The organism is Pseudomonas sp. MWU16-30322 (genome assembly GCF_020515535.1).
Classification (GTDB): Bacteria; Pseudomonadota; Gammaproteobacteria; order Pseudomonadales; family Pseudomonadaceae; genus Aquipseudomonas; species Aquipseudomonas fluorescens_H.
The window spans coordinates 153,090-167,227 of the sequence record NZ_JAIWYL010000009.1 but is presented as its reverse complement, the minus strand read 5'-3'; the positions used below and the strand labels follow the sequence as shown (position 1 = coordinate 167,227).

Annotated in this window: 14 protein-coding genes; 1 reads left to right on the top strand and 13 read right to left on the bottom strand. The window is 61.5% G+C overall.

Annotated elements, in window-relative coordinates; all coding sequences use genetic code 11:
- Window positions 1–51 precede the first annotated feature (51 nt).
- A complete protein-coding gene (locus tag LCH64_RS19860; RefSeq protein ID WP_003228538.1) occupies window positions 52–1,374 on the top strand; it encodes a lytic murein transglycosylase in 1,323 nt (440 codons plus the stop codon).
- Window positions 1,375–1,500: 126 nt separating this feature from the next.
- Here LCH64_RS19860 and LCH64_RS19855 read toward each other — a convergent pair whose 3' ends face one another.
- The 13 genes from LCH64_RS19855 to LCH64_RS19795 form a co-directional block, all read right to left on the bottom strand.
- On the bottom strand, window positions 1,501–2,451 hold the full coding sequence (locus tag LCH64_RS19855) for an LD-carboxypeptidase (RefSeq protein ID WP_226501061.1): 951 nt from the start codon (window positions 2,449–2,451) through the stop codon (window positions 1,501–1,503).
- A 127-nt stretch (window positions 2,452–2,578) separates the two neighbouring features.
- A complete protein-coding gene (gene lipA / locus LCH64_RS19850) occupies window positions 2,579–3,577 on the bottom strand; it encodes a lipoyl synthase (RefSeq protein ID WP_162130488.1) in 999 nt (332 codons plus the stop codon).
- 25 nt (window positions 3,578–3,602) lie between these two features.
- Entirely contained in the window at window positions 3,603–4,250 is a 648-nt protein-coding gene (gene lipB / locus LCH64_RS19845; protein ID WP_226501060.1) for a lipoyl(octanoyl) transferase LipB, read from the bottom strand.
- Window positions 4,250–4,525: a DUF493 domain-containing protein gene (locus LCH64_RS19840; RefSeq protein WP_003228544.1), complete on the bottom strand. Its 276-nt coding sequence runs from the start codon at window positions 4,523–4,525 to the stop codon at window positions 4,250–4,252. The genes lipB and LCH64_RS19840 overlap by 1 nt, the downstream gene beginning before the upstream one ends.
- A gap of 86 nt (window positions 4,526–4,611) precedes the next feature.
- Entirely contained in the window at window positions 4,612–5,769 is a 1,158-nt protein-coding gene (locus LCH64_RS19835; RefSeq protein WP_003228546.1) for a D-alanyl-D-alanine carboxypeptidase family protein, read from the bottom strand.
- A gap of 187 nt (window positions 5,770–5,956) precedes the next feature.
- A complete protein-coding gene (locus LCH64_RS19830; RefSeq protein WP_103486251.1) occupies window positions 5,957–6,967 on the bottom strand; it encodes a septal ring lytic transglycosylase RlpA family protein in 1,011 nt (336 codons plus the stop codon).
- Complete coding sequence (mltB, locus tag LCH64_RS19825; protein ID WP_103486252.1) at window positions 6,967–7,977, bottom strand: lytic murein transglycosylase B; 1,011 nt, start codon at window positions 7,975–7,977, stop codon at window positions 6,967–6,969. Before mltB ends, LCH64_RS19830 begins: the two co-directional genes overlap by 1 nt.
- Before the next feature lie 17 nt (window positions 7,978–7,994).
- Window positions 7,995–9,098 (bottom strand): rod shape-determining protein RodA, encoded by a 1,104-nt coding sequence (gene rodA, locus LCH64_RS19820; protein WP_049827977.1) that lies wholly within the window; start codon window positions 9,096–9,098, stop codon window positions 7,995–7,997.
- Window positions 9,099–9,129: 31 nt separating this feature from the next.
- The gene (gene mrdA, locus LCH64_RS19815) at window positions 9,130–11,025 is read right to left on the bottom strand and encodes a penicillin-binding protein 2 (protein ID WP_003228554.1); all 1,896 of its coding nucleotides are present in this window, start codon (window positions 11,023–11,025) and stop codon (window positions 9,130–9,132) included.
- Window positions 11,026–11,035: 10 nt separating this feature from the next.
- Window positions 11,036–11,503: a 23S rRNA (pseudouridine(1915)-N(3))-methyltransferase RlmH gene (rlmH, locus tag LCH64_RS19810; RefSeq protein ID WP_003185785.1), complete on the bottom strand. Its 468-nt coding sequence runs from the start codon at window positions 11,501–11,503 to the stop codon at window positions 11,036–11,038.
- Window positions 11,504–11,512: 9 nt separating this feature from the next.
- Window positions 11,513–12,007, bottom strand: a complete 495-nt coding sequence (gene rsfS / locus LCH64_RS19805) for a ribosome silencing factor (RefSeq protein ID WP_003228555.1) — start codon at window positions 12,005–12,007, stop codon at window positions 11,513–11,515.
- A 72-nt stretch (window positions 12,008–12,079) separates the two neighbouring features.
- On the bottom strand, window positions 12,080–12,769 hold the full coding sequence (gene nadD / locus LCH64_RS19800) for a nicotinate-nucleotide adenylyltransferase (protein ID WP_177434770.1): 690 nt from the start codon (window positions 12,767–12,769) through the stop codon (window positions 12,080–12,082).
- A gap of 1 nt (window position 12,770) precedes the next feature.
- Window positions 12,771–14,042 carry a glutamate-5-semialdehyde dehydrogenase gene (locus LCH64_RS19795; protein WP_103486255.1) on the bottom strand — a complete coding sequence of 424 codons (1,272 nt, stop codon included), beginning with the start codon at window positions 14,040–14,042 and terminating at the stop codon, window positions 12,771–12,773.
- Between the last annotated feature and the right edge of the window lie 96 nt (window positions 14,043–14,138).

Genomic DNA, 14,138 nt, shown 5'->3' with positions numbered 1-14,138 from the left:
CCCCCGGTCATGTTAAGGTCTGCACCTGATTCGTATCCCCTGGAACTGTGCATGCCCTTCAGTCTTTCCCGTCGTTGGCCCGTTCGCCAACTGATCGCTGCCTCCAGCTTCATTCTGCTTGTCGCCTGCGCGGAAAAACCTACCGCCGCCGATGCGCAACCATTACAGACCGTTCCTGCAGTCACGGCCCCAGCGATCATCCCGCCGGTAGTGCCGTCCGCCGACTCTCTCGACTTGCAGCCAACCCAGACCTTTGCCGAATGGCAGGCAGGTTTCCGCAAGGATGCGCTGGCAGCCGGTATCCGTGCAGATGTGTTCGACCGCGCGTTTGCCAATGTCAGCTTCGATGCCAGCGTGATCAAAGCCGACCGCAGCCAGCCGGAATTTTCCCGTCCGGTATGGGAATACCTCGACGGTGCCCTGTCGCCGCTGCGGGTGCGCAAGGGGCAGGCGCTGATCAGTCAGTACGCCGACATCCTGCAAAGCATAGAACAGCGTTATGGCGTGGATCGCCAGGCACTGGTGTCGGTATGGGGCATGGAAAGCAACTTCGGTCAGTTCCAGGGCACCAAATCGGTGATCAACTCGCTGGCGACCCTGGCCTACGAAGGCCGTCGCCCCGCATTTGCTCATGCACAACTGATCGCGGCGCTGCAGATCCTGCAACAGGGCGACATCACCCCAGAAAAAATGCTCGGCTCGTGGGCGGGTGCGATGGGCCAGACCCAGTTCATTCCGACGACCTACAACACTCACGCCGTGGATTTCGACGGTGACGGTCGCCGCGACATCTGGGGCAGCCCGGCCGATGCGCTGGCCTCCACCGCACACTACCTGCAAAGCTCAGGCTGGCAGCGTGGTCAGCCGTGGGGCTTCGAGGTGCAACTGCCGAGCGGTTTCAACTACACCCTGGCCGATGGCGCGATGCGCAAGACCGTTGCCGAATGGCGTCAACTGGGCGTGATCCTGCCCAATGGCGGTCAGGCCCCTGCCGGCTCGGAACAGCTGTCTGCCGCCCTGCTGCTGCCGGCCGGCTACCGTGGCCCAGCGTTCCTGATCCTCGATAACTTCCGGGCGATCCTCAAGTACAACAACTCGTCGTCCTATGCACTGGCGGTCAGTCTGTTGTCCGAGCGTTTCAATGGCGCAGGCCTGATCAATGGCACCTGGCCGAAAGACGACCTGCCACTGAGCCGTTCCGAACGCATCGAATTGCAGAACCTGCTGAGCGCGCGTAATTACGATGCGGGCACGGCGGACGGGATTATCGGCGCCAATACCCGCAAGGCGATCCGCAGTGCCCAGCAGTCGTTTGGCTGGCCGGCGGACGGGTATCCGACGCATAAGCTGCTTGAGAGCCTGCGCAGCCAATAGAACGATAATCGTATGGCTGATGCCGCCTTCGGGAGCAAGCCCGCTCCCACATTGGTTCTGTCTACGACACGAATCAAATGTGGGAGCGGGCTTGCTCCCGAAGACTGACTCACTGGCAACCAAACCCTAGCGTTTGATCACTACATCCTGTTCCAACATCAATTCCTTCTTCCCGGCATCCAAGCGAACCAGCGCTCCCATCGGCAGCGTCAGGTTCGGATCACAATGCCCGCTGCGCCACCCCGACAGCACCGGAATCCGCAACGGCTCGAAGGTCTGCTTGAGCAAGCGATTCAACGCCTCGACATCGACCCCGGCGACATCCCCCACCAGCACACCGCGCAATCTGGCCAGCTTGCCAGCCAGGCGCATCTGCGTGAGCAAACGGTCGATGCGATACAGCGGCTCGTTGACGTCTTCGATCAGTAGAATCACGCCCTCGACGTCAATCTCATAAGGTGTGCCCAGCGTCGAGGCAATCATCGCCAGATTGCCGCCAAGCAAGCGCCCGTGAGCGATGCCGGGTTCGACCGTGGTCAATGGATAAGCCACCGGATGGCTCAACACACTCCCCGCCTTCAACTGACCGCGCAACATGGCGAAGAATGAGGTGACGGTGGGCGGCTCCTTGTCGCCCAGCAGATCGGCATTGAGCAGCGGGCCGTGGAAGGTCACGAACCCGGCGTAGCGACTGATCGCCAGATGCAGCGCGGTAATGTCGCTGTAGCCGACAAACGGCTTGGCGTGACGACTCAGCAAGTCGTAATCGATCCGGTCCAGCAGACGCGGCGTACCGTAGCCGCCGCGCAGGCAGATGATCGCGTCGACTTCAGGGTCGACGAAAGCGGCGTGCAGGTCGTTGAGGCGTACGTCATCGCTGCCGGCCAGATAGCCGTCCTTCTCGTAGACACCGGGGAACACCTTCAGCGCATAGCCGCGGGCACGCATCCACTGCACAGCCTTGTCAGTGTCCAGTGCACCGGGGCCGGCGGGAGCAATCACGCCGATCTGCCCTTCGGACGGCAGCGCCGGCACGGGCTTATGCGGAAAAAGGGTGTGAGTCGGTCGAACGGTCATCCATGGGTCTCCCTGTGAATTCATGAACACACAGTAGTCAGGTACAGAGACAAACAAAAGAGTGCTCGGCAGGCCCAAACAAAAATACCCGCCGAGGCGGGTATTTTTGGAGGCTATCTGCGCCGGATCAGGAACCGAGCAGCTCGGCCTTGACCAGTTTCGCCTGCTCGTCAGCGTGATACGAAGAACGTACCAGCGGGCCGGAAGCAACGTTCTTGAAGCCCATCTTGTAACCTTCCTCGGCGAACCAGGCGAAGGTGTCCGGGTGCACGAAACGCTGCACCGGCAAGTGGCTGCGCGACGGTTGCAGATACTGGCCGAGGGTCAGCATGTCGATGTCGTGTTCGCGCATGCGCTTCATGACTTCGATGACTTCGTCGTCGGTTTCGCCCAGACCGAGCATCAAGCCGGATTTGGTCGGAATGTGCGGCATCATCTGCTTGAAACGTTGCAGCAGGGTCAGCGACCACTGGTAGTCCGAACCCGGACGCGCAGCCTTGTACAGGCGCGGCACGGTTTCCAGGTTGTGGTTGAACACATCCGGCGGCTCGGCGGCGGTGATTTCCAGGGCGATGTCCATGCGGCCACGGTAGTCCGGGACCAGGGTTTCCAGCTGCACGTTCGGCGACAGCTTGCGGATTTCGCGAATGCAGTCGGCAAAGTGCTGTGCACCGCCGTCACGCAGATCGTCGCGGTCAACCGAGGTGATCACCACGTACTTGAGCTTCAGGTCGGCAATGGCGATCGCCAGGCTTTCCGGCTCGTTGACGTCCAGTGGCTTCGGACGGCCGTGGCCAACGTCGCAGAACGGGCAGCGACGGGTGCAGATGTCGCCCATGATCATGAAGGTCGCGGTGCCGCCGGAGAAGCACTCGCCGAGGTTCGGGCAGGACGCTTCTTCGCAGACGCTGTGCAGCTTGTGCTTGCGCAGCAGGCTCTTGATCCGGTCGACTTCCGGCGAAACCGGGATACGTACACGAATCCAGTCAGGTTTCTTCGGCAGTTCGGTGGTCGGAATGATCTTGACCGGAATGCGTGCAACCTTCTCGGCGCCGCGCAGCTTGACGCCGGCTTCAACCTTGGGACGCGGGGCCGGGCGCTCGGTCACGTCGAGCGTCGGGATCATGGTTTGCACTGCATCAGTAGTCATATCAGTCGATTCCGCCCGTCAGGGTCGTCTGCTCAGCATAGTCGAGGTGTTTGACGAGCTGCGCGCGCAGCCGGGCACTTACCTCGGCAAATTCAATCGATCCTGCGTGATCGCTCAGCTGGGTCATCGCCAGCCCGGCATAGCCGCAGGGATTAATCCGTCGAAACGGCTCCAGGTTCATATCCACGTTCAGGGCCAGGCCATGAAAGGAGCAACCGTGGCGAATCCGCAAACCCAGAGAAGCGATTTTCGCTCCGTCGACGTAGACGCCGGGAGCATCTGGCTTGGCTACAGCGGTCACGCCGTAGCTGGCCAGCAGTTCGATCAGGCAGTGTTCCATGCGACTGACCAGATCACGTACGCCAAAACCCAGCTTGCGTACGTCCAGCAACAGGTAAGCCACCAGCTGGCCGGGGCCATGATAGGTCACCTGTCCGCCGCGATCGACCTGTACCACCGGGATATCGCCCGGCAGCAGCAGGTGTTCGGCCTTGCCGGCCTGGCCCTGGGTGAACACCGGAGGGTGCTCGACCAGCCAGATTTCGTCGGCGGCATCGCTGCCGCGTTCGTTGGTGAAGCGTTGCATGGCATGCCAGACCGGCTCGTAAGCCATCTGGCCAAGTTCGCGAAAGCCCAGCGTGCCCGGCATCACAACACCATGTGTACGAAACCGGTCGCCCGCAGTTCGCTGTTGATGTTGTACAGCTGATCCTGATCGGTCGCGACGATGTGCAACTGGATGGTGGTGTACTTGCCGTTGCTGCTCGAGCGTTCGTCGACACGCTCATCGTTGATGGTCGCGAATTTCTTCACGATCTCGATGATCTTGTCTTTGTGCCCGACGCCCGTATCGCTGATTACCTTAACCGGATAATCAACCTGGGGGAATTCGATCTTTGGCGCCTTTACTTCGGTATCGGTCATGGCGTAACGGCCTCGTAAGCGTAAGCCGTGGTAACGCACATGGCCCCGATCCGGATGGGAACGGGGCCATGCAGGTCAACACTCAATCAGTTGAACAAGCCGTAGAAGAATAGGCGGATGCTATCCCACATGCGACGGAAGATACCACCCTCCTCGACAGCGTCCAGGGCGATCAGGTCGGCGCTGTGCACCACCTTGTCGTCCAGTTTCACTTCGACTTTACCGATCACGTCGCCCTTGGCGATTGGCGCGGTCAGTTGCGGGTTCATGGTCATGCTGGCAGCGAGCTTTTTCAGCTGGCCTTTTGGCAGGGTCATGGTCAGGTCTTCAGCCAGGCCGGCCTTGACTTGACTGGTGGTGCCTTTCCACACCGGGGCCTGGGCCAGTTCGGTGCCCTTCTGGTAGAAGGTCTGGGTTTCGAAGAAACGGAAACCGTAGGTCAGCAGCTTCTGGGTTTCAGCAGCACGGGCCACTTCGCTGTTGGTGCCGAACACCACGGCGATCAGACGCTGGCCATCACGTACAGCCGAGGACACCATGCAGTAGCCGGCTTCGTCGGTGTGACCGGTTTTCAGACCGTCAACGGTCTTGTCGCGCCACAGCAACAGGTTGCGGTTAGGCTGCTTGATGCCGTTCCAGAAGAACTCTTTCTGCGAGTAGATCGCGTAGTGAGCCGGGTCTTCGTGGATGATCGCGCGCGCCAGGATCGCCATGTCGTGAGCCGACGAGTAGTGCTCAGGGTTCGGCAGACCGGTCGGGTTCATGAAGTGGGAGTTGGTCATGCCCAGATCGGCGACCGTCTTGTTCATCAGGTCGGCGAACGCGTCTTCGCTGCCGGCGATGTGCTCGGACAGCGCCACGCTGGCGTCGTTGCCGGACTGGATGATGATGCCGTGCAGCAGGTCGCTGACGGTCACTTGCGAGCCGACTTTGATGAACATCCGCGAACCGCCGGTACGCCAGGCGTTTTCGCTGACGGTCACCGGGTCGTTTTCACCGATCTGGCCACGACGGATTTCCAGCGTAGCGATGTACGCGGTCATCAGTTTGGTCAGGCTGGCTGGCGGCAGACGCTGGTCACCGTTGTTCTCCACCAGCACGTTGCCGCTGCTGGCGTCCATGAGCACGTAGGCTTTTGCAGCCAGTTGAGGTGGCGACGGCATCATCTCGGCCGCGAAGGCGGCTGGCGAGAGGAGCAGCGGGACTAGCAGACACAGGCGTTTGGCAAAGGTGGTGATGTTCATCCGTCTCTCGAAATCGCTAATGGAAACTTGCCCGAGGGCAAAACTATTCAGACAGCCTTCTAACGGGCCATCGCGTGTTCAGTTGCTCACTCCAGTCACCCTTGCCGGGCTTTTGTTCTTCGACGAGCCAACAACCTGGTTCACCCCCCAAAACCGCAAGTGAACCGTCAATCAAGTGCTACGTTTCTTACTCTGTGACCACACTCGGCGAACCGAGGTTGGCCAGGCGCACGCTGTTCTGCACCTGGGCGATTTCACCCGGCGAACCGATCGGCCCCAGGCGTACCCGGTGCAGGGTCTGCTGATTGCGCACGATCGAGCTGATGAACACCGGAGCGCTCACCATACCGCTGAGCTTCGACCTCAGGAGTTCTGCAGCGTCCGGGTTGGCGAACGCGCCCACCTGCAGATACTGGCCAGACGCTGGTGCAGAAGCGTTTTTTTTTGCGCTGATCTGTACAGGTACAGTGTCAGAGGCATGTTGCTGCGGCGGCGGGGTCCACTGCTCGATGGTACCGGCCGACGCCGTGATCACCGGGGCGCTATTCTGCGCGACTTGCGGCTCGTTGAGCATCAAAGGCGCCGGACGGCCCTTCGCGGCCCACCATTGCTGCGGATCGATGCCCTCGACCTTGACCCGCGCGGTGCCGATTTCGGCGTAACCGAGTTTCTTCGCGGCCGCGTAGGACAAGTCGATGATCCGGTCCGAATAGAACGGCCCGCGATCGTTGACCCGCAGGATCACGCTCTTGTTGTTGTCCAGGTTGGTCACCCGAACGTAACTTGGCAGTGGCAGAGTCTTGTGGGCAGCACTCATGCCGTACAGGTCATACACTTCGCCGTTGGCGGTGTTCTGCCCGTGAAACTTGGTGCCGTACCAGGACGCCGTGCCCGAGGCGACGTAGGTCTTGGATTCCTGCAACGGGAAATAGGTCTTGCCCAGCACGGTGTACGGGTTGGCCTTGTACGGGCCGGTGTGCAGGGTCGGCGTGGCATCCGGGATCCGCGAAACGTCGACATCCCACCAAGGCGCGCCGTCTTTGTGGGCGCGGTTGATGTCCAGCCCCGGCTGCGCACGCACGGCGGTGGACGAGGTCTTCTGGGTCGGCGCGCGGCTGGTCGAACAACTGACGACCAGTACCGCCAACGCAGCGAAAGCCACCAGCTTCAGGGGTTTATTGATAGGCAATGCCCGCATTACTTGACGCCCCGTGCTTTTACCAGCTCTTCAGACAGTTGATATACGGCCATGGCGTACATCACGCTGCGGTTATAACGCGTGATCGCGTAGAAATTCTTCAGGCCCATCCAGTATTCAGGGCCGTTATCGCCTTCGAGGCGAAATGCAGTAACCGGCATATCATCGCGCAGCGCATCATGACTTGACCAGCCCAGCGCCCGCAACTCTCCAACCGTCTTCGTCGGCTCGATGCCGGTGGTCAGGCCTTCATCGACCTGCTCGCCGCGCACATCGGCGCGGCTGACCACCGGTTCCCCGGCGACCCAGCCATGCCGTTTGAAGTAACTGGCAACGCTGCCGATCGCATCGTCCGGATTGGTCCAGATATTGATGTGACCGTCACCGTCGAAATCCACCGCATAGGCGCGAAAGCTGCTCGGCATGAATTGCGGCAGGCCCATCGCCCCGGCGTACGAGCCTTTGAGGGTCAATGGATCAACTTGTTCTTCACGGGCCAGCAGCAGGAACTCACGCAATTCCTTGCGGAAAAATTCGGCACGGGGAGGATAGTCGAAACCGAGCGTGGACAACGCATCAATCACCCGGTAATTGCCGGTATTACGTCCGAAAAAGGTCTCGACGCCGATGATCGACACGATGACTTGTGCCGGCACGCCGTATTCCTGCTCGGCACGGGCCAGTACGGCCTCGTGCTGGCGCCAGAAGTCCACGCCACGGGCGATGCGCGCGTCGGTGATGAACATCGGGCGATATTCTTTCCACTGTTTGACCCGCTCGGCGGGCTTGGAAATCGCGTCGAGAATCGCCTGTTTGCGCTGGGCCTCGCGAAACACCGCCATCAGTTGCTCACCGGCAAAACCGTAGTCGCGGGTCATTTCACCGACGAATTCGGCCACCTGCGGCGAGCCTTCGTAATCGCCGGCCAGCGCTTCCTGCGCGCTGCCAAGGATGCCGACCAGGCCGACCCACGGCGCGTAACGAGTCGCCCAGCTGCGCATGACTTGCATTGAACTCTTCACCTTATTCAAACCTGTGCGATCCACTTGCGATGCGTATGAATCGACATCAAAACCCCAAACGCTGACAGCAGTGTCACCAGCGAAGTTCCTCCGTAGCTAATGAACGGCAACGGCACCCCCACCACCGGCAACAGGCCACTGACCATACCGATGTTGACGAAAACATAAACAAAAAACGTCATGGTCAACGCGCCGGCGAGCAGTTTGCCGAACAGCGTCTGCGCCTGGGCGGTAATCACCAGCCCGCGACCGATCAACAGCAGATAGATCAGCAGCAGCGCGCAGATGCCCACCAGACCGAACTCTTCGCCGAGGACGGCGATGATGAAGTCGGTGTGGCTTTCCGGCAAAAAGTCCAGGTGCGACTGGGTACCCAGCAGCCAGCCCTTGCCGAACACACCGCCGGAACCGATCGCGGCTTTCGACTGGATGATGTTCCAGCCGGTGCCGAGCGGATCGCTTTCCGGGTCGAGGAAGGTCAGGATCCGCTGCTTCTGGTAGTCGTGCATGATGAAGAACCACATGGCGATCGCCACCGGTACGGCGGCGGCCAGCACGCTGAGGATCCAGCGCCAGCGCAGCCCGCCCATGAACAGCACGAACGCGCCGCCGGCCAGAATCAGCAGTGACGTACCGAGGTCGGGCTGGCGCACGATCAGAATGAACGGCACACCGATCAGCAACAGGCTGATGCCCACATGCTTGAGCTGCGGCGGCAGTGTGCGCTTGGACAGATACCAGGCAATCGTCGCCGGCATCAGAATCTTCATGAACTCCGAGGGCTGGAAGCGGATCACCCCGGGGATGTTGATCCAGCGCGTCGCACCCATGGCGTTGTGGCCCATGATATCCACCACCATCAGCAGCACCACGCCGACCACGTAACCGAGCGGCACCCAACGCGCCATGAAACGCGGTTCGAACTGAGCGATGACGATCATCGACACCAGGCCGATGCCGAACGAAGTGGCTTGTTTGCCCAGCAGATCCCAGCTCTTGCCGCTGGCCGAATACAGCACGAACAGACTGCCTGCGGCGAGGATCAGCAGCAGGATCAACAGCGGGCCATCGATATGCAGACGTTGCAGCAGCGTCGCGCGGCGACGCATCACATCCTCGCTGGAGAGCATGCGATCAAAATTATTCATCACGGGCCGTAGCCTCCGCACTGATAGGACCGGCGTATTCGGCCTTCAACCGACCATCCTGGTCCAGAAGCCAGGCATCCATGACCTGACGCACCACTGGCGCGGCGACGCCCGAGCCGGACTCACCGTTCTCGACCATCACCGAGACCACGATTTTCGGGTTGTCGGCCGGGGCGAAACCGACGAACAAGGCGTGGTCGCGGTGGCGCTCCTGAACCTTGGAGCGGTCGTATTTCTCACCTTGCTTGATCGCGACCACCTGAGCGGTACCGGACTTGCCGGCGATGCGGTATTGCGCACCGATCGCCGCCTTGCGCGCCGTACCCCGGGCGCCGTGCATAACCTGCTGCATGCCATGGTTGACCTTGGTCCAGTCCGACGGATCGCGCAGGACAATATCCGGCATCGGGTTTTCGTCTACCGGTTTGGCGCCTTCGATGGTCTTGGCCAGGTGCGGCCGGTTCCAGATGCCTTTGTTGGCCACCAGCGCCGTAGCCTGCGCCAGTTGCAGCGGGGTGGACTGCATGTAGCCCTGGCCGATCCCCAGAATCAGGGTTTCGCCCGGGAACCACGCCTGTTTGCGCGTCGCGCGTTTCCACTCGCGCGACGGCATCAGGCCGGGGGATTCTTCGAACATGTCCAGCGAGACCTTCTGGCCGATGCCGAACTTGTTCAGGTAGGCCGACAACCGATCGATGCCCAGCTTGTGCGCCAGGTCGTAGAAGTAGGTGTCGTTGGAACGCATGATCGCCGTGTCGAGATCGACGAAACCGTCACCGGTGCGATTCCAGTTGCGGTACTTGTGATCGTAGTTGGGCAGCATGTAATAACCGGGGTCAAACACCCGGCTCGACGCTGTCACCACACCGGCATCGAGACCGGCAATCGCCACCGCTGGCTTGATCGTCGAACCCGGCGGGTACAGACCGCGCAGCACCCGGTTGAACAGCGGCCGGTCGATGGAATCACGCAGCTCGGCGTAAGCCTTGAAGCTGATGCCGGTGACGAACAGGTTCGGGTCGAAACTCGGCTGACTGACCATCGCCAGCACTTCGCCGGTGTTCGGATCGAGCGCAACCACCGCGCCGCGACGCCCGCCCAGCGCGGCCTCGGCCGCTTCCTGCAGTTTGATGTCCAGGCTCAGGACGATGTCCTTGCCGGGAATCGGATCGGTACGCTTGAGCACGCGCAATACGCGGCCTCGGGCGTTGGTCTCGACTTCCTCGTAACCCACCTGCCCGTGCAATTCCGGCTCGTAAAAACGCTCGATGCCGGTCTTGCCGATGTGGTGAGTGCCGCTGTAATTGACCGGGTCGAGGGTCTTCAGCTCTTTCTCGTTGATCCGCCCCATGTAACCCACCGAGTGCGCAAAGTGCGCGCCCTGCGGGTAGTGGCGCACCAGCTGCGCAACCACTTCCACCCCTGGCAGGCGGAACTGGTTCACCGCGATCCTGGCGATCTGCTCTTCGGTCAGCTCGAACAGGATCGGCACCGGCTCGAACGGCCGGCGCCCCTGACGCATGCGCTTCTCGAAGATCACCCGGTCCTCGGGCGTCAGCTGCAGCACTTCGACGATCACATCGAGCACTTGCTGCCAGTCGCCGGAACGCTCGCGGGTCATGCTCAGGCTGAAGCTCGGGCGGTTGTCCGCCACCACCACGCCGTTGCGGTCGAAGATCAAGCCGCGGGTCGGCGGAATCGGCTGCACGTGGACGCGATTGTTTTCCGAGAGCGTCGAGTGGTACTCGTACTGGATCACCTGCAAGTAGTACAGCCGCGCAATCAATACGCAGATCAACAGCATGACCGCAATGGCCCCGAACACGACGCGGCTACGCACCAGGCGGGCGTCCTTTTCGTGGTCCTTGATGCGGATCGGCTGAGACATGAGGGCAGGACTACTTGTGGTAAGGGTGACCGGACAGCACGGTCCAGGCACGGTACAACTGTTCGCCGATCAGGATCCGCACCAGCGGATGCGGCAAGGTCAACGGCGACAACGACCAGCGCTGATCGGCGCGGGCGCAGACTTCCGGCGCCAGCCCTTCGGGGCCGCCGACCATGAAATTGACCGTGCGCGAATCCAGCCGCCAACGGTCGAGTTCGACCGCCAACTGCTCGGTACTCCAGGGCTTGCCGTGGACTTCCAGCGTGACGATCCGCTCGTTCGGCCCGACCTTGGCCAGCATGGCTTCGCCTTCCTGACGGATGAAACGGGCCACGTCGGCGTTCTTGCCACGGGTATTGAGCGGAATTTCCACCAGTTCCAGCGCCAGCTCGGACGGAAGACGCTTGGCATATTCATGCCAGCCTTCTTCCACCCACTTGGGCATGCGTGAACCGACGGCGATCAGTCGCAGTCGCACAGCGATCCCTTACAGCTGGTCTTTGTTGAGCTTGGTGAAATGCTCGTGGGTGTTTTCCGGACTGTGGTGCCTGGCGTCTGCCGCACGGCTTTGCTCGGCACCGGCCCACAGGCGTTCCAGGTCGTAGAACTGACGCGCCGAGGCAGTCATCATGTGCACGATCACCAGGTCGAGGTCGAGCAGCACCCAGTCGCTGTCGCCCTTGCCTTCTTCGCCCAGCGGCTTGGCGCCCTGCTTTTTCACTTCTTCACGGACCTTGTCCAGCATCGCGTTGATCTGGCGATTGGACGTACCGGTAGCGATGATCATGTAGTCGGTGATGCTCTGCTTGTCGCGAACATCGATGATCTGGATGTCTTGTGCCTTGACGTCTTCCAGGGCGGCCACGGCAACCTTGACCAGTTCGTCGCCTTTCAGCGGCTCGTTGGTGTTGGCCACTTCCGGCAGCGGCGCGCTCTTGAACGTGCCTTTACGCTTAACTTTGCTTACATCTTTGTCAGTCATATAAAACTCGTTTTGCTCATGTATTCGGCGGCTTGGCGATACGTGGATTCGTATCAGTGAAGCACGCCTTGTTCAGTTCGACGCACGGTACAGACCGTGCGCATCGATGTAGGCCAGGACCGCGTCGGGCACCAGGAAACGTACCGACTTACCGCTGGCCAGCAGTTGACGGATCTGGGTGGCGGAAACCGCGAGCGGTGTCTGCCAGACGAATGCAATCTGTCCGCTCGGCCCTTTCAGGGCCAGCGGGTCGCTCACCGAACGCGCTGCCAGCAGGTTGCGCAAGGCATCCGGCGGTTCGCTGTCGGCGTCCGGGCGCTGTAGCACCAGGATGTGGCAATGCTGGAGCAACTCTTCCCAGCGGTGCCAAGTGGGCAGGCCGCAAAATGCGTCCCAGCCCAAAAGCAGAAAAACCTGGGTCTCGGCGGCCATTTCGGCACGCATCAACTCCAGGGTATCGATGGTCCAGGACGGCTTGTCCCGCTGCAATTCGCGGGCGTCCACCACCAGCGGCGGCACTCCGGCCACCGCGCACTCAACCATTGCCAACCGATCCTGCGCCGACACCTGCGGCGTATCGCGATGCGGCGGCCGGGCGCTGGGCATCATGCGCAGCTCGTCGAGCGCCAGCGCTTCGGCGACTTCCAGCGCACCGCGCAAATGGCCGATATGCACCGGATCGAACGTGCCGCCCAGTACGCCGATGCGCCGGGGTCGGAGTTCGCTGTCAGGCAGCGGCGCTGTCAGGTCGAGGTCGGTCAAGTCAGACCGTCGCCTGGCCGCGCAACTGGCCATCACCGACCACGATGTACTTCTCGCAGGTCAGCCCTTCGAGGCCCACCGGGCCGCGGGCGTGCAGCTTATCAGTAGAAATGCCGATCTCGGCACCCAATCCGTATTCGAATCCATCGGCGAAGCAGGTCGGGGTGTTGATCATCACCGACGCCGAGTCGACTTCCGCGACGAAACGCCGGGTGTCCGCAAGGTTTTCGCTGACGATCGAGTCGGTGTGATGCGAGCCGTAATGGTTGATGTGTTCAATGGCCTGGTCCAGTCCGTCGACCACGCGGATCGACAGGATCGGCGCCAGATACTCGGTGCTCCAGTCGTCTTCGCTGGCCGGCACCGCGTCGATGATCGCCCGGGTGCGTTCGCAGCCACGCAGCTCGACGCCTTTTTCGCGGAACTGGGCTGCCATCGACGGCAGGAAATCCTTCGCAACACTTTGATCGACGAGCAAGGTCTCCATCGCGCCACAGATGCCATAACGGTAAGTCTTGGCATTGAAGGCGATGCGCTGGGCTTTCGCCAGATCCGCGTGCTCGCTGACATACACGTGGCAGATGCCGTCCAGATGCTTGATCACCGGCACGCGCGCATCGCGGCTGATGCGTTCGATCAGGCCACGACCACCGCGTGGCACGATCACGTCGACGTACTCGGGCATGGTGATCATCGCGCCGACGGCGGCGCGATCCGTGGTTTCGACCACTTGCACCACGGCTGCCGGCAACTCGGCCTCGGCCAGACCGCGCTGAATGCACGCGGCAATCGCCCGGTTGGAATGAATCGCCTCGGAACCACCGCGCAGGATGGTCGCGTTGCCGGACTTCAGGCACAGGCTGGCGGCATCGATGGTCACGTTGGGTCGGGATTCGTAGATGATCCCGATCACGCCCAGCGGCACGCGCATCTTGCCAACCTGAATGCCGGACGGACGAAAGCTCATGTCGCGGATCGCACCAACCGGGTCCGGCAGTGCCGCGACCTGACGCAGGCCGACGATCATCCCGTCGATGCGTGCCGGGGTCAGTTCCAGACGTTCCAGCAAGGCCGGCTCCAGACCATTGGCGCGACCGGCGGCCAGATCCCGCTCATTGGCTGCTGCCAGCTCGGCGCGCGCGGCGTCCAAGGCATTGGCAGCAGCCTGCAGGGCGCGGTTTTTCTGCGCGGTGCTGGCACGGCCGATGACCCGGGAAGCTTCGCGGGCGGCGCGACCCAATCGGGTCATGTAGTCAAGAACGGACTCAGTCATGGTCTGCTGGGGTCTTGGCAAAGAGGAAAGCGGCAGATTATAGCTGTCGCGTCCCGGGACTAACAGCGGTGACAGGCGGATGGTCGAAATGGACTG

Bases quoted from the DNA above. Each gene is read 5' to 3' on its own strand.
- rsfS (WP_003228555.1), bottom strand. From the start codon at position 12,007: ATGACTGACAAAGATGTAAGCAAAGTTAAGCGTAAAGGCACGTTCAAG.
- LCH64_RS19835 (WP_003228546.1), bottom strand. From the start codon at position 5,769: ATGAACATCACCACCTTTGCCAAACGCCTGTGTCTGCTAGTCCCGCTG.
- mrdA (WP_003228554.1), bottom strand. From the start codon at position 11,025: ATGTCTCAGCCGATCCGCATCAAGGACCACGAAAAGGACGCCCGCCTG.
- LCH64_RS19860 (WP_003228538.1), top strand. From the start codon at position 52: ATGCCCTTCAGTCTTTCCCGTCGTTGGCCCGTTCGCCAACTGATCGCT.
- mltB (WP_103486252.1), bottom strand. From the start codon at position 7,977: ATGCAAGTCATGCGCAGCTGGGCGACTCGTTACGCGCCGTGGGTCGGC.
- LCH64_RS19830 (WP_103486251.1), bottom strand. From the start codon at position 6,967: ATGCGGGCATTGCCTATCAATAAACCCCTGAAGCTGGTGGCTTTCGCT.
- LCH64_RS19840 (WP_003228544.1), bottom strand. From the start codon at position 4,525: ATGACCGATACCGAAGTAAAGGCGCCAAAGATCGAATTCCCCCAGGTT.
- lipB (WP_226501060.1), bottom strand. From the start codon at position 4,250: ATGCCGGGCACGCTGGGCTTTCGCGAACTTGGCCAGATGGCTTACGAG.
- lipA (WP_162130488.1), bottom strand. From the start codon at position 3,577: ATGATCCCGACGCTCGACGTGACCGAGCGCCCGGCCCCGCGTCCCAAG.
- rodA (WP_049827977.1), bottom strand. From the start codon at position 9,098: ATGCGTCGCCGCGCGACGCTGCTGCAACGTCTGCATATCGATGGCCCG.
- LCH64_RS19795 (WP_103486255.1), bottom strand. From the start codon at position 14,042: ATGACTGAGTCCGTTCTTGACTACATGACCCGATTGGGTCGCGCCGCC.
- LCH64_RS19855 (WP_226501061.1), bottom strand. From the start codon at position 2,451: ATGACCGTTCGACCGACTCACACCCTTTTTCCGCATAAGCCCGTGCCG.